General features: G+C 64.2%; 13 protein-coding genes and 3 pseudogenes. 3 read left to right on the forward strand and 13 right to left on the reverse strand.

The features are described from left to right. Positions 1–43 precede the first annotated feature (43 nt). Positions 44–1146 (forward strand): IS3 family transposase gene (locus tag NMB96_RS16280; RefSeq protein WP_183086658.1). Its coding sequence is split into 2 segments (ribosomal slippage): positions 44–302 and positions 302–1146, totalling 1104 coding nucleotides; the frame shifts between segments, so codons are not numbered across the junction. A 32-nt stretch (positions 1147–1178) separates the two neighbouring features. Here NMB96_RS16280 and NMB96_RS16285 read toward each other — a convergent pair. The 12 genes and pseudogenes from NMB96_RS16285 to NMB96_RS16345 all read right to left on the reverse strand — a co-directional run. Then, a pseudogene (locus NMB96_RS16285) lies at positions 1179–2894 on the reverse strand (cache domain-containing protein); the annotation flags it as partial. Between the two features lie 56 nt (positions 2895–2950). Continuing rightward, complete coding sequence (locus NMB96_RS16290) at positions 2951–5128, reverse strand: methyl-accepting chemotaxis protein (protein WP_255085280.1); 2178 nt, start codon at positions 5126–5128, stop codon at positions 2951–2953. Positions 5129–5463: 335 nt separating this feature from the next. Further along, positions 5464–5997 (reverse strand): hypothetical protein, encoded by a 534-nt coding sequence (locus tag NMB96_RS16295; protein WP_255085281.1) that lies wholly within the window; start codon positions 5995–5997, stop codon positions 5464–5466. A gap of 505 nt (positions 5998–6502) precedes the next feature. Next, positions 6503–8638, reverse strand: a pseudogene (locus tag NMB96_RS16300) (methyl-accepting chemotaxis protein); the annotation flags it as partial. Positions 8639–9160: 522 nt separating this feature from the next. Beyond that, a complete protein-coding gene (locus NMB96_RS16310) occupies positions 9161–10084 on the reverse strand; it encodes an IS110 family RNA-guided transposase (RefSeq protein ID WP_183086592.1) in 924 nt (307 codons plus the stop codon). 477 nt (positions 10085–10561) lie between these two features. Then, positions 10562–12562 (reverse strand): chemotaxis protein CheA, encoded by a 2001-nt coding sequence (locus NMB96_RS16315; RefSeq protein WP_006448511.1) that lies wholly within the window; start codon positions 12560–12562, stop codon positions 10562–10564. A 33-nt stretch (positions 12563–12595) separates the two neighbouring features. Beyond that, positions 12596–12961 carry a response regulator gene (locus NMB96_RS16320; RefSeq protein WP_002806565.1) on the reverse strand — a complete coding sequence of 122 codons (366 nt, stop codon included), beginning with the start codon at positions 12959–12961 and terminating at the stop codon, positions 12596–12598. Beyond that, a complete protein-coding gene (locus NMB96_RS16325) occupies positions 12958–13266 on the reverse strand; it encodes an STAS domain-containing protein (protein ID WP_023903904.1) in 309 nt (102 codons plus the stop codon). The genes NMB96_RS16320 and NMB96_RS16325 overlap by 4 nt, the downstream gene beginning before the upstream one ends. A gap of 103 nt (positions 13267–13369) precedes the next feature. Further along, positions 13370–14620: a chemotaxis protein CheW gene (locus NMB96_RS16330; protein ID WP_023903905.1), complete on the reverse strand. Its 1251-nt coding sequence runs from the start codon at positions 14618–14620 to the stop codon at positions 13370–13372. Further along, the gene (locus NMB96_RS16335) at positions 14617–15399 is read right to left on the reverse strand and encodes a ParA family protein (RefSeq protein WP_006452730.1); all 783 of its coding nucleotides are present in this window, start codon (positions 15397–15399) and stop codon (positions 14617–14619) included. The genes NMB96_RS16330 and NMB96_RS16335 overlap by 4 nt, the downstream gene beginning before the upstream one ends. Position 15400: 1 nt before the next feature. Beyond that, positions 15401–16375, reverse strand: a complete 975-nt coding sequence (gene motD / locus NMB96_RS16340) for a flagellar motor protein MotD (protein ID WP_023903906.1) — start codon at positions 16373–16375, stop codon at positions 15401–15403. A 7-nt stretch (positions 16376–16382) separates the two neighbouring features. Further along, entirely contained in the window at positions 16383–17123 is a 741-nt protein-coding gene (locus tag NMB96_RS16345) for a flagellar motor protein (RefSeq protein ID WP_006452732.1), read from the reverse strand. A gap of 721 nt (positions 17124–17844) precedes the next feature. On the opposite strand from NMB96_RS16345, the gene NMB96_RS16350 reads away from it, so the two are divergent. Then, positions 17845–18057: a type II toxin-antitoxin system RelE/ParE family toxin gene (locus NMB96_RS16350; protein ID WP_425520892.1), complete on the forward strand. Its 213-nt coding sequence runs from the start codon at positions 17845–17847 to the stop codon at positions 18055–18057. A 9-nt stretch (positions 18058–18066) separates the two neighbouring features. Then, positions 18067–18366, forward strand: a complete 300-nt coding sequence (locus tag NMB96_RS16355) for a HigA family addiction module antitoxin (RefSeq protein WP_023903908.1) — start codon at positions 18067–18069, stop codon at positions 18364–18366. Positions 18367–18515: 149 nt separating this feature from the next. On the opposite strand, the pseudogene NMB96_RS16360 reads toward NMB96_RS16355, so the two are convergent. Next, a pseudogene (locus tag NMB96_RS16360) lies at positions 18516–19226 on the reverse strand (chemotaxis protein CheA); the annotation flags it as partial. Between the last annotated feature and the right edge of the window lie 513 nt (positions 19227–19739).

Consider the following 19739-nt stretch of genomic DNA (forward strand, 5'->3'; position numbering starts at 1 on the left):
GCCTCAGTTTGGAGTCCAATTCCCTACCCCGAGGAGATTGGACGTGAAGAAACGTTTTACTGACGAGCAGGTCATCGGCTTTCTGCGCGAAGCCGAAAGCGGCGTGGCGATCAAGGACCTGTGCCGGCGCCATGGCTTCAGCGAGGCCTCGTACTACCTGTGGCGCAGCAAATTCGGCGGGATGAGCGTGCCTGATGCCAAGCGGCTCAAGGACCTCGAGTCCGAGAACGCGCGGCTGAAGAAGTTGCTGGCCGAGCAATTGTTCGAGAACGACCTGATCAAGGATGCGCTGCGAAAAAAGTGGTAAGCGCACCGGCGCGTCGTACGCTGGTGCGCGAGTGGATCGGGCGTGGCGCCAGCGAGCGTCGCGCCTTGGCAGCGATCGGCATGAGCGCCAGTGCGCTGCGCTATTGCCCACGCGAAGACCGCAATGGCGAACTGCGCGAGCGCATCGTTGCGTTGGCGCATCGCCATCGCCGCTATGGCGTGGGAATGATCTATCTCAAACTGCGACAGGAAGGGCGCATCGTGAACTACAAACGGGTGGAGCGGTTGTACCGCGAGCAGCAGCTACAGGTCCGACGGCGCAAACGCAAAAAGGTGCCAATAAGCGAGCGTCAGCCGCTGCTGCGGCCAGCGCAGGCCAATCAGGTGTGGTCGATGGACTTCGTGTTCGACCGCACTGCCGACGGTCGGGTGGTCAAGTGTCTGGTGATCGTGGACGATGCAACCCACGAAGCGGTCGCCATCGACGTGGAGCGCGCGATCTCGGGACATGGCGTTGCGCGCGTGCTGGATCGGTTGGCACACAGTCGCGGTTTGCCGAAGGTGATCCGCACTGACAACGGCAAGGAGTTTTGCGGCAGGGCGATGGTCGCCTGGGCACATGCCCGTGGTGTGCAGTTGCGGCTGATCCAACCCGGCAAACCGAACCAGAACGCCTACGTCGAATCGTTCAACGGCCGACTACGCGACGAATGCCTCAACGAGCACTGGTTCCCGACACTGCTGCACGCGCGCACCGAAATCGAACGCTGGCGACGCGCGTACAACGAAGAGCGACCCAAGAATGCAATCGGCGGCATGACCCCGGCTGCTTATGCCCAACATCTGGCAAACACCGATATCATTACCCCCGGACTCTAAACCAAGCCGCTACTCAGGGCGGGGGGACGTCGGGTGTCCAGCAAACCGTTGAGCTGGCGGCCGAACTCCAGATAGAAGCCGTGCTTGTCGTCCAGTGCCAGGCGCTGCCCGAAGTCGCCCATCAAGGCGGACTGCACCACTGCAGCGACTTCTTGTTGCGTGCTGACCTCGGCGCTGACATTGCGCCACAGCAACATGCTGCCGCTGCGATGGCCGTCGGCGGCATACAGCGGGGTCATGGTCAGGTCCAGCGTCACCGGACCGAAGGTGTAGCGCTCCAGCGTGGTGGACTGCAACTGCTGCAGGCGCTGCAAACGCGCCTTGCCGTCGGCGTCGGTGCCGAACACATAGTCCAGCGGTTTGCCGACCACCGCATCGGCGCTGAAGCCCTGCTGGCCCTTGGCATGAAACGCCGCTTCGCCGCATTTCAACGAGGTATGCAGCGCTTCGGTGATGAACACCGCGTTGTGCTGTTCGTCGGCGAGCAGCACTTCCATCTCCGAATGTTCCAGCGCGGTGCGGATGCGCAGGTTTTCGTTGGCGATCTGCGCTTCGCGCTCGATGCGCTGGCGCAGGTCGGTCTGCATGCGCTGCATGGCGCCCATCAGGCGGCCCACCTCATCCTGGCGCTGCGCGGCAATCTGGTTGTCCAGCTTGCCGGCGGCAATGGCACCTGCCACCTTTGCGGCAGCATCCAGCGGCCCCACTACCTGACGGCGCAACAGTGCAAACAGCGCAATGCTGAGCACCAGCGCCGAGCCCAGGCCGACCGCCAGAATGGTCCACAACAGGCGATGCGCCTGCTGCATGATCGCCGCATACGGCACCACCACACCCAACGCAAAGCGCTCTTGCGCCTGGCCGATCTGCAACGGCACATAGGCGCTGACCGTGCCGGCTGCATCCGGCGTGAAATCCAGATAGTCCTTGCCGGCCCTGGTCGCCTCCAGCATCGCGCGATAGTCGGCGCCGTCGGCCGGCTTGCCGATCCGCGCAGCGTCACGCGAGGCCAGAATCACCCCGGCAGGCGAGATCAGCTCGACATAGCCGTCGTCCATCGGACGTAGCGCACTCAGGCGTTTCTGCAGAGCGGCCAGGGCGAAATCCACCGAGACCACGCCCACATACTTGCCCTGATCCATGATGGGCGTGGACAAGGTGGTCATCAGCACCGGCTTGCCGCCGATCTGGTAATCGTAGGGACCAGCCACGATCTGCCGGCCCAGCTGACGGGGTTTGAGGTTCCAGTCGCCGTCGCCGGGTTTTTCGTAACCGACCAACGGTTCGCGGATCAGCGACTGCCCGTTATAGGCCCAGTAGGTCATGAAACGACCAGTGTTGTCGTGGCCCTTGGCATCGACATAGTCGCCGTCCTTGCCATCGAAGGCCTGCGGTTCCCACAACGTCCCCATGCCCACCCATTCGGGATGGTTCTGCAACTGGTCGTGCACGATCGCCGCCGCCGCATCGCGGCTCACCCCACCATGGGCACGCTGCGCCAGCAAGGCGCTGGCGACCGACTGGCCGGTGGTGAACGCTTGCCCCAGCTCGTTGCCGATCTGCTCGGCTTGATAGCGTGCCGCGTTCTGCATCGTGGTCTGTGCCGAGGCGATCAGCGCGCGACTGCTTTGCCAGTAGCTGATCGCCGCAGTCAGACCGAAACACAGCAAGGCAGCCACCGCGGTGCCCAGCATCAGGCGGTACGCCAGACTGCCGCCGGAGCGAGATTGCGTGGAAGACACGGTCATGGGAGTCGCTGCGAAAGAAGGGGTTGACTGCTGAAGGCGACGGTGTGGATGTTTGCTCAGCCGGTGGCGAGCAGGGCTCCTGCGCGTGCGCCAACGCGGCTGTGGCTGCGCTGTGCCGGAACCGCTGCGCTCACCCGGAAGCTGGACACCGCTTCGTCGAGCTGCTGCGCCTGCTGCTGCATGGCGTTGGCGGCGGCGGTGGCTTCTTCCACCAGCGCGGCGTTCTGCTGGGTGCTCTCGTCCATCTGGGTGACGGTGAGATTGACCTGCTCGATACCGGCCGATTGTTCCTGGGAGGCAGCGGAGATCTCGCTCATGATGTCGGTCACGCGCTGCACCGAGGAGACGATCTCGGCCATGGTCTTGCCGGCCTGATCCACCAGCGCCGAGCCCTGTGCCACCTTGCCGACCGAGTCGTCGATCAGATGCTTGATCTCTTTCGCCGCGCCGGCGGAACGTTGCGCCAGCGTGCGTACTTCGCTGGCGACCACCGCAAACCCGCGGCCCTGTTCGCCGGCACGCGCCGCTTCCACTGCCGCGTTCAAGGCGAGGATATTGGTCTGGAACGCGATGCCGTCGATGACGCTGATGATTTCGGCGATCTTCTTGGACGAGGTCTGGATACCGGACATGGTGTCCACCACCTGGCTGACCACGTGCCCGCCTTGTGATGCCACCGATGCCGCACCGATCGCCAGTTGATTGGCCTGACGTGCGCTCTCGGCGTTTTGCTTGACGGTGGAGGTGAGTTCCTCCATCGAGGCGGCGGTTTCTTCCAGATTGGCCGCTTGTTGTTCGGTGCGCTGCGACAGGTCGTTGTTGCCGGCGGCGATTTCGCTGGCCGATCCGGTGATGGAACTGGCCGCTTGCTGGATGCGTCCGACGATCCCGGCCAACTGCGTGGCAGTGGTGTTGGCGTCATCACGCATGCGTGCAAACACGCCGTGGAACTGGCCGTCCATGCGCGCAGTGAGGTCGCCCTCGGCCAGCGCGGCTAGCAGCTCGGACAGCTTGCCCAGGTTGCGGTCGCTGACCTCCATCATCGCGTTGAGGTCGTTGATCATGCGTGCCGAATCGTGCTTGAAGCGTGTGGCATCGCCGCGCTGGCTGAAGTCGCCATTGGCCGCAGCCTGGGCCAGGCGCTTGATCTCGGTGTTGATCGCCAGCAGGCTGGCTTTGGCCGCATCCATCGCTTCGTGCAGCACGGCACGCGTGCCGGGCAGGCGTGCGGCGTCGCGCGACAGGTCGCCCTGCGCGTATTCGTTGAGTACCCCGATCGCATCGATGATGGCGTCCAGGTGTTCGAAGATCATGGTGTTGATGCCGCCCGCCAGCTCGCCGTAGACACCGGGGAAATCGGTCGGCATGCGGTGGCTGACGTCTTCGCCGGCGTGCATGTGCATCATCACCTTGGTCTGCGCGGAGAAGCGCTCCAGCGTGTGCACCATCTCGTCGGTGGCCTTGAGCATCTGGCCGATTTCATCGCTGCCGTGCTGGGCGGTGCGCACGCTCAGATCGCCACGCGCCACACCCTTGATGGCGGCAAGCGCACGCGACACCGGCTCCAGAATCGAGTTGCCGATCAGCCAGCCCACCAGCAGATTGATCAGTACCAGCACGCCGCCGGCCACGGCGACAATGCCGGTGAAGGCCAGCGCCTGCGCCTGGGTGTCGTCCAGATACACGCCGGTGCCGATCACCCAGCCCCACGGCTTGTACAGCGCCGCGTAGGAGGTCTTCTGCACCGGCTCTTTTTCGCCGGGCTTGGCCCAGGCGTAATCGACGTAGCCGCCGCCAGCCTGCGCGGCAGTGACGAATGCCGGAAAGATGCGCTTGCCGTCCGGGCTCAGCACATCGTTGAGCGGTTTGCCGTTGAGATCCGGGCGGGTGGGGTGCATCAGCATCACCGGTGCCTGGTCGGTGACGTAGATGTAATCCACACCGCCGCGTGCGCGCATCGTCGACAAGGTGGCCAGCGCTCTGCTCTTTGCGGTCGCCACATCCATCTCGCCCTTTTCGGCTCGCTCGGCGTAACCATTGACCACCGCGATCGCCATTTCGATCTGGCTCTTGAGCCCATCGCGGCGCGTATCGGTGAGATCCACGTACTGCATGCGCGCGGCGATGACCGCCAGCGCGATGATGCCCAGCGCCACCAACGCAGTCTGGAACAGGAACTTGCGCTTGAGCGGCACGTTGGCCAGCGTGTTTGCGATCGTGGTCTTAAACGTCATGGCAGGTATCCAGTGAAAGGATGTGTGACCGGGATATGTCGGATAGCGACCCGATTGCAGAAATGTTGAGCGTTGCCCGACGGCTGGTGTGTGGGTGATTTGCAGTGCTTTTTTGAAGACTTTCCTGGTCCCGCGCCGGCGCAGGACCTGGCAAGTCTGCGGCGGGTTACGCGCACCGTCAGGCCGCGCAGCGCACGCCGCACGCCGACCTGGACGTCAGGTCGCGTGGATCGGCGCAGCGTGGGGGCTGGCTGGAATGGGCTTGCGGTGCCGCCACGACCGAGGAGTGGCGGGGTAGGCGTTCGGCGGATGCGCAGTAGTTTTGTTAGCCGCTCTTAGTTGCGCTGCGTGCTGCTGACGCTTGCCACGGACTGCTGCAGGTTCTGCAATTCGCTCCACAACTGGTGGCGGGTATCGCCGTCGTGGCCGAGCGACAAGGCTTGTGCGGTTTGCAGATCGCCATCGTGCAGGGCGCGATTGGCCTGACGGTGTTGCGCCAGATACTGGCCCAACTGCTGCTGCACCAGCGCAAACTGCCGTGCCTGTTCGCCTTGCGGTGCAGTGGCCTGGAAGTAACCGGCATGCCGCGCGATACGTTGACGCAGATTGCCCAGACGCTCGTCGTAGGCATCGATGCGTGCGAGGTCATGCGAGGCGGCAAGCTGCGCACGCTGGTCGTCGCGCAATTGCACCAGATCGATGGCAAGCGACTGCAGCGCGCTCACCGGGACGTTGTCCAGAAGCACCGAGACCGGCGCTGCCGGCGCGGCGAAAGAGGGGGGCAACGACACACCGGCAGCCAGCAGCGCGACAACGAGCATGGAGCCCAGCATGTGGCGGGCAGAGCGTGTGGAATTGGCGGTGTGCATGCGGAGTTCCTTCGACGTAGCGCGGGCAAGACTGCCCTCATTGCTCTGTGTATCGGCCGCGGAAGCTTGCGCTTGATCACCTTTCGACCAACGGCAGTGTTGGGGGAATCTCAGGGGTGTTGCGATGTGGCCGGGGTGTTACGACGTGGGGTATGTCTGCCGGTTTTTTGCCAGATAGCAAAACGCCCCGACAGGAGCGGGGCGTTTTGAGGGGCAATGACAACGTGAGCGAAGGTGGAGTGCTGTGACAGCATTGCGCGTGATTGGCGGTTGGCGATTGGCCGCGGCGCCGTACCCTCACCCCACCCCCTCTCCCGGCGGGAGAGGGGCTATGAACCCTTCTCCCTGCGGGAGAAGGTGGCGCGCAGCGCCGGATGAGGGTACGGGCGAAGCCTAGTGTGCTTAAAGCCTCGTGCGCTTAAAGCACTGTCTGATGCCTAAACCAACGTCATATGCCTAGACCCACGTCAGATGCCAAAGCACCGTCAGACGCTTAAACCACCACCAGACGCCGAGGTGCAGGGGCGCTACTTACCGAAGGCAGCGCAGCGTTCGGCTGGATCTTGAAGATCGCCACCGCATCGGACAGCTCACCGGCCTGTTCTTCCATCGCACGCGCGGCGGCGCTGGCTTCTTCCACCAATGCGGCGTTCTGCTGGGTGGCTTCGTCCATCTGCGTCACGGTGAGGTTGACCTGTTCGATACCGGCGGATTGCTCCTGCGAGGCGGCGGAGATCTCGCCCATGATGTCGGTCACGCGCTGCACGCTGGCAACGACTTCGGTCATGGTGGTACCGGCCTGATTCACCAATAGCGAGCCTTCGGCGACCTTGCCGACCGAATCGTCGATCAGCTGCTTGATCTCCTTGGCCGCACCAGCCGAGCGCTGGGCCAGTGTTCGCACTTCTGAGGCAACCACTGCAAAACCGCGGCCCTGATCGCCCGCACGCGCCGCTTCCACGGCGGCGTTCAAGGCCAGGATGTTGGTCTGGAAGGCGATGCCGTCGATCACGCTGATGATGTCGGCAATCTTCTTCGACGATGCCTCGATGTCGGCCATCGTGGCGACCACCTTGCCCACCACTTCGCCCCCTTGCGAGGCGACGCTGGCCGCGCCGATCGCCAACTGGTTGGCCTGGCGGGCGCCTTCGGCGTTCTGCCTGACGGTGGAGGTGAGTTCTTCCATCGACGCGGCGGTTTCTTCCAGGTTGGCCGCTTGTTGCTCGGTGCGTTGCGACAGGTCGTTGTTGCCGGCGGCAATGTCGCTGGCAGCGGCATTGATCGACGTGGTGGCGTGCTGGATGCGCCCGACGATGCCGGACAACTGCTCGGTGGTGGCGTTGGCATCGTCGCGCATCTGTGCGAACACACCGTGGAACTGGCCGTGCATCCGCTCGGTCAGATCGCCGGCGGCAATCGCCTGCAGCACTTTGGACAGTGCGCCCAGATTGCCGTCGGCAGTGGCCATCAGCTGGTTGAGGCTCTCCACCATCGCAAGGAAATCGTACTGGAAGCGCTGCGTATCGCCGCGCACGCTGAAGTCGCCATTGGCGGCGGCCTGCGCCAGCAATTTGATTTCGCTGTTCATTGCCAAGAGATTGCGCTTGACCGCGTCCATGGTGTCGCTGAGCACGGCCTTCTCGCCAGGCAGGCGGTCCATGTCCTGGCTCATATCGCCGATCGCATAGCGCGACATAATCCGTGCAAGCTTCATCTTCACCGCAATATGCGATTCGACCAGTGCATTGGTGTCGCGCACCATGCTGCCGTATTCGCCGGGAAACGCCGCTTCGTCCATGCGGAAGCTGATCTGCCCGCTGTCGTGGCGGCGGGCCATGTCCTGCTGCGCCGCGGAGACGGCTTTGAGCTGTTCCTGCATGCCACGCATGCTGGTCAACAACTGGCCGGGTTCGTCGCCGGGCTGCGGGCCGATCGGGTTGTCCAGCTTGCCATGCGCGATCGCTTCGGCCACTTGCGTGGCTTGGGTCAATGGACGCACCAGGCTGCGCGAAATCAGCCACGCCAGTGCAGCGGCCAGAAACGCCGACAGCAGGCCGAAGGCGATCAAGGCACGGTTGGCCAGTGCAACACTGCCCAGGATGGCGGCTGCACCGGCGGCGTTCTGCTGGTTTTGCAATTCCACTGCGGCGGCAATCGCGTTGGAGCGTCGCTCCAGCAGCGGCTGTGCTTCACCGCTCAACAGCTGCTTGGCGCCGTCCAGATTGCCGTCGCGGATCATGCCGAGCAGGCGGTTGTTGGTGGCACGGGCGGCGGTGAGGCTGTCTTCGATGGTCTGGCGTGCACGCATGCCATCTGCAGTGGTCGGCAGGCGTTTCAGCGCAGTCCACAACTGGGCGTAGTGCGCGCGATTGGCCTTGAGCTGCGCATCGATCGTGGGCTGTTGCTGCGGCGTGGCCAGCATGAAGTCGCGGATATAACGCTCGCCCAGCATATTGCTCTCGCGCATCTGGTTGAGCAGCTGCGCCTTGCGGTTATTGATCTCGATAATGATGGAGACCTGGTTCTTGACCGTCTTGAATTCGTATAACGCCAGGCTGGTGGAGCCGGCCAATAAAACGATCAACAAGGTGAAGGCCAACGCCAGGCGTCGCCCGACATTGAGCGAATGCAGAAATTTCATGGTGTTCTCGGGGAGGAGGGAGGAAAAGAGGTACAGCGGTAGCGTTCGCTGGCGGGTTTTCTTGAGCTGATGCGCGTTCGTCGATGCGTCTGCGTTCATCGTCGCTGCGGCGTGTGCGCTGCGTATGAAGCGTTGCGTTGCGTCGTGCAATGGGGACAGGCACGGGCGGCAACGGCGGCATTGCCAGCGTGTGGCGAGTGGGTGCGTGGTAACGACAAAGCCCCGGCATCGCTGCCAGGGCTTTGTCGTTACCGCACAACATCGGCGGCCTTCGCGGTTTAGAGCGGCTAACAAAACTACGTCACGTCAGCCTACTGCAGGCCGGTTGATCTGATGTCTGGCTGCAGGGCCCTTGCCCGCCCCCCATCGCAGGACACGCCGCAAGTACGTCCGTGTAGCAACTGTGTTGATCAGGACCTCAACCCGCGACCTTTGAGCGGTTTCCTTCAGGCGCGTTCATCGGTAGGTGCCGGCCGCTGGCCGGCACGCTTTTTTGCGTTTGCGCATGGCCGTCAAATGCGCTCAGGCGGGCTGCATGGCGGCTCTTTCATCGCGCACGCGCGCATTGAGGATGACCAGCATCTTGCGCATCACCGCCACAAGGGCGACCTTGCCCTCCTTGCCGCGTGCCCGCAGCGCTCTGTAAAAATCGCGCAGACGTGGCTCGTGCCGAGCTGAGGACATGGCCGCCATATACAGCGCCTGTCGGATGTCGGCTCGGCCTCCGCCAATCCCCCGTTTACCTCGCATCGCGCCGCTGTCGCGCGAGAGCGGGGCAACGCCAACCAATCGGGATATCTGCTTTCCGCTGAGCGTCCCAAGCTCTGGTAACCGGCACGCCAGCACGGCCAGCAGCACCGGACCGACCCCTTTGAGCGTCTTCAACGCAGCCAGGTGCGGTTGCTCGGTGAGTAGCGTCTTCAGCTGCCCGGCGATCAGTTTGTCTAACCGCGCCACACTGCGCACAAGCTGGTTCACGTTGCCCTGCAGCAGCTTGCGCAGCGCTTTTTCCGCAACCTGCAGCAGCTGCTGCCTTGCTGTTTTCAACAGATCCACCAGTTGCCGACGGGCACGCACATGCTCGCCCAGATCGCGCTGCCATGGTTCCAGTGGAACATACTGATGGAGCTCCATCTTCTCGGCCATGCAGGCCAACATGGCGGCGTCCAGCCGGTCGGTCTTGGCCAGTCCCAAACCGTTGGCCAAGTTGCGTGCCCGTTGCGCATTGACGCGCGCCACCGGCAATGCGGCGTGATGCAAGGCATCCAGCGCTGCCAGCTCGTAGCCCCCGGTCGCCTCCAGCACCACCTGCCGCACCGACAGCGTATTCAGCCAATCGACAAGCTTCCGATGACCGCCTGCGGTGTTGGTGAACTGACGGGTCTGGCCTCGAAAAACCGCAACGTCAAGAGAGTGTTTGCACACATCGATCCCGATTCCGCTCATGGGAAATCTCCGCTAGGCTAGAAATGTCGAGAGCTCCCTCGCCTGCCCAGTCTTATCGTTTCGAGTGTCACCTCGGGCAACTGTTCGGGCGAATCAAGGGAGAATCCGGCGTGGGTACCAAGCTACACGGCGATCGCTGAGATCCAGGCTCTCACGGTGGCCCACGCCGGCTCTCGACACCTAAACTGCCAGATTCCGAACAGATAAGGCTCTTACGCGGCATCCATGCCGCGTAAGGTCCCGCGACGGGGGGCAGGCAAGGACCAGTCGAGATGGTCGGTATGCATGGTTTTAAACAAAGCAACCAGCAGACTCTCTGGTGCGGTGAGGGCACCGCGCATTCGACCCACTCAGTGTTTGATCTGGACGTCTGACTGCATCCACCAAGAGACGGCCGACAAAACCAATGCAGTCACTGACAGGCGCTCGCTAGGTTTTGTTAGCCGCTCTTAGTGCCTTCTTCTGCGGCTTTGCGTCTTACGCCGCCTGCGGCACTTTCAACGAACGCACCAGGCCACCGATGTCCACGATCAGCGAGACCCGTCCATCGCCGAGGATGGTGGCGCCGGAGACGCCCGGGATACGGCGATAGTTGTTTTCGATGTTCTTGACCACGACCTGCTGCTGGCCAAGCAATTCGTCCACTTCCAGCGCGATCTTCTGGCCGTCGCCTTCGACCACCACCACCAGCGATTCCTTGGAGGACTGTTGCCCGCCGAAACCGTAGTAATTGGTGAGCGACAGGATCGGCAGATATTCGCCACGCACCCGCAGCACCCGGCCGTCGCCGGCCATCGAGCGGACATCTTCCGGCGCCGGCTGCAGCGCTTCGAGCACGTAGGACAGCGGCAGGATCAGGGTTTCGCCGGCAACCGACACGGTCATGCCGTCCAGGATGGCCAGGGTCAGCGGCAGACGGATCAGCACGCGGGTACCGCTGCCGGCGCTGCTTTCCAGCTGCACTTCGCCACCCAGGCCCTGGATGTTGCGGCGGACCACGTCCATGCCCACGCCACGACCGGAGAGATCGGTCACTGCATCGGCGGTGGAGAAGCCCGGTGCGAAGATCAGATCCCACACCTGCGCATCGGTCGGGTTGTCCGGCACGGCAATGCCGCGTTCGGCCGCTTTTTCCAGGATCTTGGCGCGATTGAGGCCACGGCCGTCGTCGCTGACTTCGATCACGATGTGACCGCCCTGGTGCGATGCCGCCAGGGTGATGGTGCCGGTCTCGTCCTTGCCGGAGGCGCGGCGCGCATCGGGCATTTCCAGACCATGGTCGATCGAGTTGCGCACCAGATGCACCAACGGATCGGCAATCTTTTCGATCAAGCCCTTGTCCAGTTCCGTGCTTTCGCCAATCGTGCGCAGACGCACCTGCTTGCCGAGGCGGCTGGAGAGGTCGCGCACCAGACGCGGGAAGCGGCGGAATACCGCATCGACGGGCAGCATGCGCACGCCGATGACCGCTTCCTGCAGATCGCGGGTGTTGCGTTCGAGCAGATCCAGGCCGGCAAACAACTGTTCGGCATGCGCCGGGTCCAGGCCGGTGGAGACCTGCTTGAGCATGGCCTGTGTAATGACCAGTTCGCCGACCAGGTTGATCAGGGCATCGACCTTGTCGACGCTGACGCGGATGGAGCTTTCGGCTTCGGCAGCGGCGGCCTTGGCAGGCGTGGCAACGGCGGCCGCAGGTTCTGCAGCGGCGGTTGCTGCAACCGCGACGGCGGCAGTGTCAGCCGCGTCGACCGCCAGGCTCGGCGGCGGGCCGGGCACGGCCATCGGACGGATATCCAGCTCGCAATCGTCCACCACCCAGGCAAAGGTGTCTTCGATCTTACTGCGCGGAATCTTGCCGATCAGGCCCAGATCCCAGGCCAGGTAGGCTTCCAGCGGGTCGATGTTTTCAAAGCCCGGCATGCGCTCCAGACGGGCGGCAATCTGCAGCGGGCCCAGGTGCTCGAGCTCGCGGATGATGCGCAGCGGGTCGTTGCCGCTCATGAACAGCGACGGCGCCGGGGTAAAGCCGATGTGCCAGGCTTCGGGTTCTTCTTCCTTCGGCTTGGCAACGACTGCAGCTACAGGTGCTTCGCCAGCCAGCACCGCGTTCAAGCGGGTGTGCACGGCCTTGACCGCAGCCGGGTCGGCCGGGGTGCCGTGTTCGGCTTCGCGCAGCAGGGCGCGCAGCACGTCGACCGAGCCGAGCATGGCATCGACCGCGTTGGGTGCGAGCTGGCGCTTGTTGGAGCGCAGTTCGTCCAGCAGCGTCTCCAGCACGTGGGTCAGGCCGGCGACGGCCTCGAAACCGAAAGTGGCAGCGCCACCCTTGATCGAGTGCGCAGCGCGGAACACCGAGTTGATGATTTCCGGGTCGCGGTTGCCCTCTTCAAGGGACAGCAGCCCGGCCTCCATCGCATCGAGCCCTTCACGGCTTTCCTCGAAAAAGGTGGCGTGGAAACGTTGCAGGTCCATGCTCATGGGTGCGAAATCCGATGGTGAAGCGAGAGAGAATTAACCCAGAACTTTCTGGACGGTGGCGATCAGCTGTTCTGGATTGAACGGCTTGACCAGCCAGCCGGTGGCACCGGCAGCTTTGCCTTCGGATTTCTTGTCGGCCGCCGATTCGGTGGTGAGCATCAGCATCGGGGTGAACTTGTAATCCGGTAGCTGGCGCAGTTCGCGAATCAGCGAAATGCCGTCCATGTTGGGCATGTTCACGTCGGTCACCACCGCATTGAAGCGCTGGCCCTTCGCGCGGCCCAGCGCAACGGCGCCGTCTTCGGCTTCTTCGACGGCAAAGCCGGCAGAGGTGAGGGCGAAAGAGACCATCTGGCGCATTGACGCCGAATCGTCCACCACCAAGATACGTGCGCTCATGCGGCGTTCTCCACAGATTTCAGGTTGTCATTGGATGCGGAAAGTCCGAGCGCGTCGGTGACGCCGAGCAGACGGGCCGCATCTCTAAAAGTGTCGTTGCAGCCATCGAACTCGGTGTTCAACCCGGCCTGGCGGCGGGCCTGCACGAAGGCGCAGAGCAACTGCACGCTGGCGGTGTGGATGCGGCGGACTTCACCGGCGTCAAGCACCAGATCGCCATCCTCCGCGAGGACTGCGGCTAGCTTTTGCTTGAGGTCGGTGCTGGTCTCGATGCCGAGATCCTCACCCAATGTCACTGTGCTCATCGTTGCTCCGAACGGACGGTTCTATGCGTACTAACGGCGGGGGGCGGGAAAGCTTTAACGTTGAATCGCTGCGCGTGCATGCGCGCGTCAGCTATGCGGCGCATCAATGCAGCAGATGGCTGGCATCAAGCAGGATCATCGGCTGATGACCCAGGCGCGCGACGCCGCGGAACAGGTTGTTCGAGATGCGGCACAGGCGTGCGTTGTCCGGCGGCTCGATCTGCTGATCGGTGAGGCTGGTGACGTCTTCCACCGCCGACACGCGCAGACCCATGGTCTCGCCGTTTTCTTCCAGCACCACCACGCGGGTGTGCAGATCCATGTCCACTGCCGATGCACCGAGATGGATACCCAGATCCATCACCGGCACCACCTGGCCACGCAGATTCATGATGCCGAGCATCGCGCTGGGGGTGCCGCGCAATGGCAGCAGCGGCACCGGCAAGACCACTTCCTGCACCTTGAGCAATTCGAGTGCATACGTCTGTTCGCCGCAGCGCAGGCGCAGCCAACGCGTACTGCGTTCGGCCGCGCGGCGTTCGGCATGGATGCGTTCGGCCTGGCCGGGCGCCAGCAGCGCTTCAAGGCCTTGCGGATAGATCGATGGCGGTGGCGCGCGGTGCGGTGCGATCGGCGCCTGCGCCGGGCGCGCAGGTGCCGGCGCAGCCGGTGCGGCAAGACCGAAGGCCGGGTCCGCATCCATCTCCGACAACAGATCTGCAGCCAGCAGATCGGCACTGGATGCGGCGGTGCCGAAGGCAGGGTCTGCGTCCATTTCGGCCATCAGGTCGGCCGTGCTCATGAACGGGCTGGGCGCGGCGCTGGCGAAGGCGGGATCGGCATCCATTTCAGCCAGGAAATCGGCGGCGATGTCTGCAGCGCTCGGCGCGGCAATGACCGGCGGTCCGAAGGCCGGGTCGGCATCCATCTCGGCGAGGAAATCGGCGGCGATGTCTGCGGCACTCGGCGCGGCGACGACTGGCGGGCCGAAGGCCGGGTCGGCATCCATTTCAGCCAGGAAATCGGCAGCGATGTCTGCAGCGCTCGGCGCGGCAACGACCGGTGGGCCGAAGGCGGGGTCGGCATCCATTTCGGCGAGGAAATCGGCAGCGATCGCTTCGGCGCTGAGCACGGGGGTGATCGCTTCCGGCACAGCGACGGCCTGCACGGGTGGCTCTGCCAGCGCGACGTCTGCGTCGGTGTCGGCAAGCGCCGGTGCCGCGGCGATGTCGGCAGTCGCCACCGCAGCGGTGACAGCAGCGGCAGTCACGGCAGCGGGGATCTCCACGCCGGCATCGTGCAGCAGGCCTTCCAGATAATCGTCGAGCTCACCGTTGGCGGTGTGGTTGCTCATGCGGCTTGCTCCATGGGCATCGCGTCATCGGCCAGCACCCATTCCAGCGCGCGGCGATAAGCAGACAGGCCACGGCCCTGATAGTCGCCGCCGGTGGCGGGAACGGTCAGCGCAGCGGCGTTACAGATACGGGTATCCACCGGCACCGCGTCTTCCCAGACCACTGCGCCATAGGTGGCCTGCATTTCCTTGAGGGTGTCGGTGCCGGCGCGGGTGCGGCGGTCGAACAACGTCGGCAAGATCGACACCGGCAACGGGCGGCGACGCGAGCGCTGCACCATGTCGGCAGTGCGCACCATGCTGGCCAGGCCATGCAATGCGAGCGGTTCGGCCTGGGTCGGCACCACCACGCGGTCGCAGGCGGCCAGGGCATTGATCATCAGCAGGCCAAGGGTCGGCGGGCAGTCCAGCAGGATGTAGTCGTGCTGGCCGGCGTGGCGGGTCATCGCGTTCTGCAGGGCCAGGCCCAGACCGGGCTGATTGGCGCTGCGACGTTCCAGTGTGGCCAGTGCCGCTTGCGCGCACACATAGGACAGGCCGGGGATGCTGCTTTCGTGCAACAGGCTGGCCAGATCGCTTGGCGGGGTGCCGAACAGGTCCAGTACCCCGCGCGGCGGCGGGTCCACCGCCACGCCGAACGCGCGGGTCAGCGAGGAGTGCGGATCGAGGTCGACCAACAGCACCCGGTGGCCGAGCGCGGCCAGGCCGCGACCCAGTGCCAGCGTCGTGGTGGTCTTGCCCACGCCGCCCTTTTGGTTGGCGATTGCCCAGATACGCATCTCACTGCACTCCTTGAATTACGGCGGGGACGGAACTTGTGCCGCTTTCGGTGGTGACGGCCGTTTGGCCGCCGTCAGACTTGGGAAGCTTCGGCGCCCCGGCGGCGGTCGCATGCATCTGCGATGGCGGATCGGGTGCGAGTGAGCCAGCCGAATCAGCGAGGATGATCAACACCACGCGCCGGTTCGCATTCCGTCCCGCCTCAGTGCTGTTATCGGCACGTGCGCGGAATTCTCCATAGCCCACCATCGCCAATCGCTGCGGGGCGACACCGTCGTCGGCGAACAGGTGCACCACGCTGGCGGCACGCGCGGCCGACAGTTCCCAGTTGGAGGGGAACTGTGCGGTGGCGATCGGCTGGTTATCGGTATAGCCCTCCACGCGCACGCCGTTGGGCGCATCGCGCAGCACCGAGGCGAGGGTGGACAGGGTGTCGCGGGCGGTGCCGGCCAATGCCGCCGAGCCGGTGCCGAACAGAATGTCGCTGTTGATCTCCACTTCGATCCACAGATCGTTGCGGCGGATGGTGATGAGTTTCTTGTCGATCAGCGGCGCCAGCGTCTTGCTCAGCTGCGCGGCCACCGCATCCATCTGCCGCTGCGCACGCGCCAGCTGCGCCTGGTTGCGCAGCGACACCGGCATGCGCATCTGCGCTGCCATCGATGGCAGCAGGGTAGGGTCGGTGGGGCCGTTGGAGGCGGCCATCGGTGCGCCGGCCTTGATCACGGACGGGCGGTCGTAGTCCGCCCCCAAGGTCTGGGTCTTGCCGATCTGCACCGGGCTGGCCGCATTGGACGAGCCACCGAACGCGGTGGTCAACGCCTGCGCCATGACCTTGTACTTGCCCTCGTTGAGCGAGGAGATGGCGTACATCACCACGAAGAACGCCAGCAGCAGCGTCATCAGATCGGCATACGGAATCGCCCACGCTTCGTGGTTGCCATGTTCTTCGTGATGTTTGCGACGGCGGGCCATGACGAGCTTAATGCAAGTATCCGGCCAATTTCGATTCGATGTTGCGCGGGTTCTCGCCCTGGGCGATCGCAATCAAGCCTTCGATCGCCATTTCGCGCTCGTTGGTGCTGCAATGGATGACGCTCTTGAGCTTGGCGGCGACCGGGAGAAACAGCAGGTTGGCCGAGGCGATGCCATAGATGGTGGCGGTGAACGCAGCCGCGATGCCGTGCCCGAGCATGGCCGGGTCGGCCAGATTCTTCATCACCGCCATCAGGCCCAGCACCGCGCCGATGATGCCCAGCGTGGGCGCGTAGATGCCCATGCCTTCGAACACCTTGGCGGCGGCAAGATCCTGACGCTCCTGGTTGTCCACTTCGATCTCGAGCATATGCCGCATGGATTCGGGCTCCACGCCATCGACCAGCATCTGCAGGCCCTTGCGCAGGAACGCGTCGTCCTGGCGCGGGAGTTGGTCTTCCAGGCCCAGCAGGCCCTGGCGGCGCGCGATGTTGCTCCATTCGACGATGCGCGCCAGCAGCTGCGGGCGGTCGCTGGCCGGCGGCTGGATCACCCAGCGCAGGATCTTGAAGGCGCGCCGGAAAACTGCCGGGGAGGTGTGCAGCAAAATCGCCGCCACGGTACCGACGATCACGATCAGGAAGGCAGCCGGCGACCACAGCGACGAAATACCGGCGCCTTTCAACACGCTACCGCCCACGATCGCCACGATCGCGAGCAGCAGTCCGATAATGCTAAGTCTGTCCATGCATGCGGTATCGGCGCGAGCGCGGCGGACTTGATAGACGTGCTCGGTTGATGCGCCAGAAAGTTGTCGTTTGGGGCTGAAGGTCCATTTCCTGCTGGCTTAAAGCCCCTCTCCCGCCGGGGCGAGAAGGCACAGCTTGCGCGGCATGGGCGCGCGTGCCTTGGAGCGCCCGCGCCGCAAGCGCGGGCCGGGGCGCGGAGCGGGGGTTGGGGTGAGGGTACGGTTGACCAATGTTATTGCTGCAGCCGTACCTCATCCGGTGCTGAGCGCCACCTGTCAGTCGCCGGCTTCGGTAAGCGGCGGTAGCGCGGCCGGGGACTGGCTTCTCGGCTCGGTCGGACATCCTGTCTGACTCGCCGCGCGGCACATCCGTGTGCCGCTCTCCGCCAATCCCCGGCCACGCTACCGCCTCGGTACTTTGTTGCTGTGACTTCGAGAAGGCATGAATGCGGTGATGAAGAAGTTGCTTGAAGCCCATCTCCCGTCGGGGCGAGAAGGCACGATTTGCGCTCCATTGGCGCGCGTGCCTCGAAGCGACCGCGCCGTAAGCGCGGGCCGGGGCGCGAGGATTGGGGTGAGGGTATGAATCACCCTTGCGCTATTACGCGATGCGTAATATGTTCCGTCTGACGTAATGAGGGTGATCAGGATGATCCAGTCGTTTCGATGCAAGCACACACGCGCCTTGTTCGAAGGCGCTAGCCCGCGGCAATTCCGGTCCATGCAGGCAGCGGCCGAACGGAAGCTGCAATTGCTGGATTCGGCGCAGACGCTGGAGTTCTTGCGCAGCCCGCCGGGCAATCGGCTTGAGCTGTTGGCGGGTACGCGTGCAGGTCAGCACAGCATCAGCATCAGCATCAATGACCAATGGCGTGTGTGCTTTGTCTGGACTGACGCCGGCCCCGAGCACGTTGAGATTGTTGATTACCACTGAGGTGTTGCCATGCGACTCACCAACAAACTGCGCGCCATCCATCCTGGCGAAATCCTGCGGGAAGATTTCATGCTGCCGCTGGGGCTGACCATCAACGGCCTGGCGCGGGCGCTGGATGTACCGGCAACGCGCATCCACAGCATCGTGCATGGCGAGCGTGCCATCAGCGCCGATACCGCAGCGCGGCTTGCACGCCACTTCGGTGGCGATGCGGCGTCCTGGCTCGCGCTGCAGGCCACGTATGAACTCAAGACCTTGCCCAACCGCAGCGAGATCGAGCGCAACGTGCAGCCGCGTGTGGCGGCCTAGGTTCTCGGTGAGGCGACGCGTGGAAACGACAAAGGCCGCAATACGCAGCCGTTGTCATCAACATCATGCGACCAGGATCGTAATGCCGATTCCCGATTCCCGATTCCCGATTCCCGACTTTCCCAATCCCGAATCCCGAATCCCCAAACTCAATGATCACTGGAGCGCAATCCATCCACATCCAGGATCAGCGCCATGCGGCCATCGCCGATCAGGGTGGCGCCGGCGTAGCCGGGCAGGCCGCGCAGGGCGCGCGGTAGCGGTTTGATCACCACTTCCTCGCGGCCGCGGACCTGGTCCACCACTAGGCCGAAGCGGGTTTCGCCGGCCTGCAGCAGCACCACGGTCAACAGCGGCGGTTGTTCGGCCGGGACGCCCAGCCAGCGACGCAGGTCGATCAGCGGCAAGGTGTGCGAGCGGCGGTCCAGCACGGCGCGGCCGTCGAACCAGCCCAGCGAGGTCTGTGGTGCATGCAGCACTTCTACCACGCGGGCCAGCGGCAAGGCATAGACCGCTTCGCCGGCCTGCACCAGCAGGGTCGGCAGGATCGCCAGGGTCAGCGGCACGCGGATCATGAAGCGGCTGCCGCGGCCGAGTTCGGACTGGATCTGGATCTGCCCGCTGAGTTCGCGGATGCGCGATTGCACCACGTCCATGCCCACCCCACGGCCGGAGATGTCGGTGACCTCGGCCTTGGTGGAGAAGCCCGGCATGAAGATCAGATGCAGGCACTCGTCGGTGCTCAGGCGGGCAGCAGCTTCGGCGTCGATCAGGCCCTTGTTGCGGGCGATTTCGCGCAGGCGCTCGGGGTCGATGCCGGCGCCGTCGTCCTGAATTTCGATGCTGACGTAGTCGCCTTCGATCGCCACGATCGCCAGCACCAGTCCGATGATGCTCAATCTGTCTATGCAAGCGGTATCGGCCCAGGCGCGGCGGACTTGATAGAGCCAGATGGTTGAGAGCGCCAGAAAGTTTTCGTTTTGCGGCATGGGCCGCTTCCACTCGGCATCGATGCAGGGTTTCCAGGTCATCGGCGCATGCGCTTCCGACCAGGGCGTGTCATCAAGCCCGCAGCAGGCCCCGCCGCCCTTGCGCGTGCACGCAGGCAACAAGCGCGCGCATGTTCGGTGTGGCGATCGCGTTGGCGATGGCCGCCAAGCGGCGTGTGGTGGGCGATGCCCTCACGTCGATCCAGTCTCTTGCTGAGCCCGGTTTCAAATGAGGTGTGTGCTGGCGCTTCGGTTAACCGCTTGCGTCCGGTTGCGGGCGAGGGTGTGTTGCTTGCAGCGATCACGCTGCTGCAGCCGGCGACGCAGCAGGCCCTACCGTGCCGTGTGCAAGCGTGGCCGGCCGGCCGCCCATCGTGGACGGCT

This window comes from Xanthomonas hortorum, from assembly GCF_024339125.1.
GTDB classification, from domain to species: Bacteria; Pseudomonadota; Gammaproteobacteria; order Xanthomonadales; family Xanthomonadaceae; genus Xanthomonas; species Xanthomonas hortorum.

Excerpts from the sequence above, each read along its gene's own strand:
- NMB96_RS16290 (WP_255085280.1), bottom strand. The coding sequence starts at position 5,128 with ATGACGTTTAAGACCACGATCGCAAACACGCTGGCCAACGTGCCGCTC.
- NMB96_RS16295 (WP_255085281.1), bottom strand. The coding sequence starts at position 5,997 with ATGCACACCGCCAATTCCACACGCTCTGCCCGCCACATGCTGGGCTCC.
- NMB96_RS16310 (WP_183086592.1), bottom strand. The coding sequence starts at position 10,084 with ATGAGCGGAATCGGGATCGATGTGTGCAAACACTCTCTTGACGTTGCG.
- NMB96_RS16315 (WP_006448511.1), bottom strand. The coding sequence starts at position 12,562 with ATGAGCATGGACCTGCAACGTTTCCACGCCACCTTTTTCGAGGAAAGC.
- NMB96_RS16320 (WP_002806565.1), bottom strand. The coding sequence starts at position 12,961 with ATGAGCGCACGTATCTTGGTGGTGGACGATTCGGCGTCAATGCGCCAG.
- NMB96_RS16325 (WP_023903904.1), bottom strand. The coding sequence starts at position 13,266 with ATGAGCACAGTGACATTGGGTGAGGATCTCGGCATCGAGACCAGCACC.
- NMB96_RS16330 (WP_023903905.1), bottom strand. The coding sequence starts at position 14,620 with ATGAGCAACCACACCGCCAACGGTGAGCTCGACGATTATCTGGAAGGC.
- NMB96_RS16335 (WP_006452730.1), bottom strand. The coding sequence starts at position 15,399 with ATGCGTATCTGGGCAATCGCCAACCAAAAGGGCGGCGTGGGCAAGACC.
- motD (WP_023903906.1), bottom strand. The coding sequence starts at position 16,375 with ATGGCCCGCCGTCGCAAACATCACGAAGAACATGGCAACCACGAAGCG.
- NMB96_RS16345 (WP_006452732.1), bottom strand. The coding sequence starts at position 17,123 with ATGGACAGACTTAGCATTATCGGACTGCTGCTCGCGATCGTGGCGATC.
- NMB96_RS16350 (WP_425520892.1), top strand. The coding sequence starts at position 17,845 with ATGCAGGCAGCGGCCGAACGGAAGCTGCAATTGCTGGATTCGGCGCAG.
- NMB96_RS16355 (WP_023903908.1), top strand. The coding sequence starts at position 18,067 with ATGCGACTCACCAACAAACTGCGCGCCATCCATCCTGGCGAAATCCTG.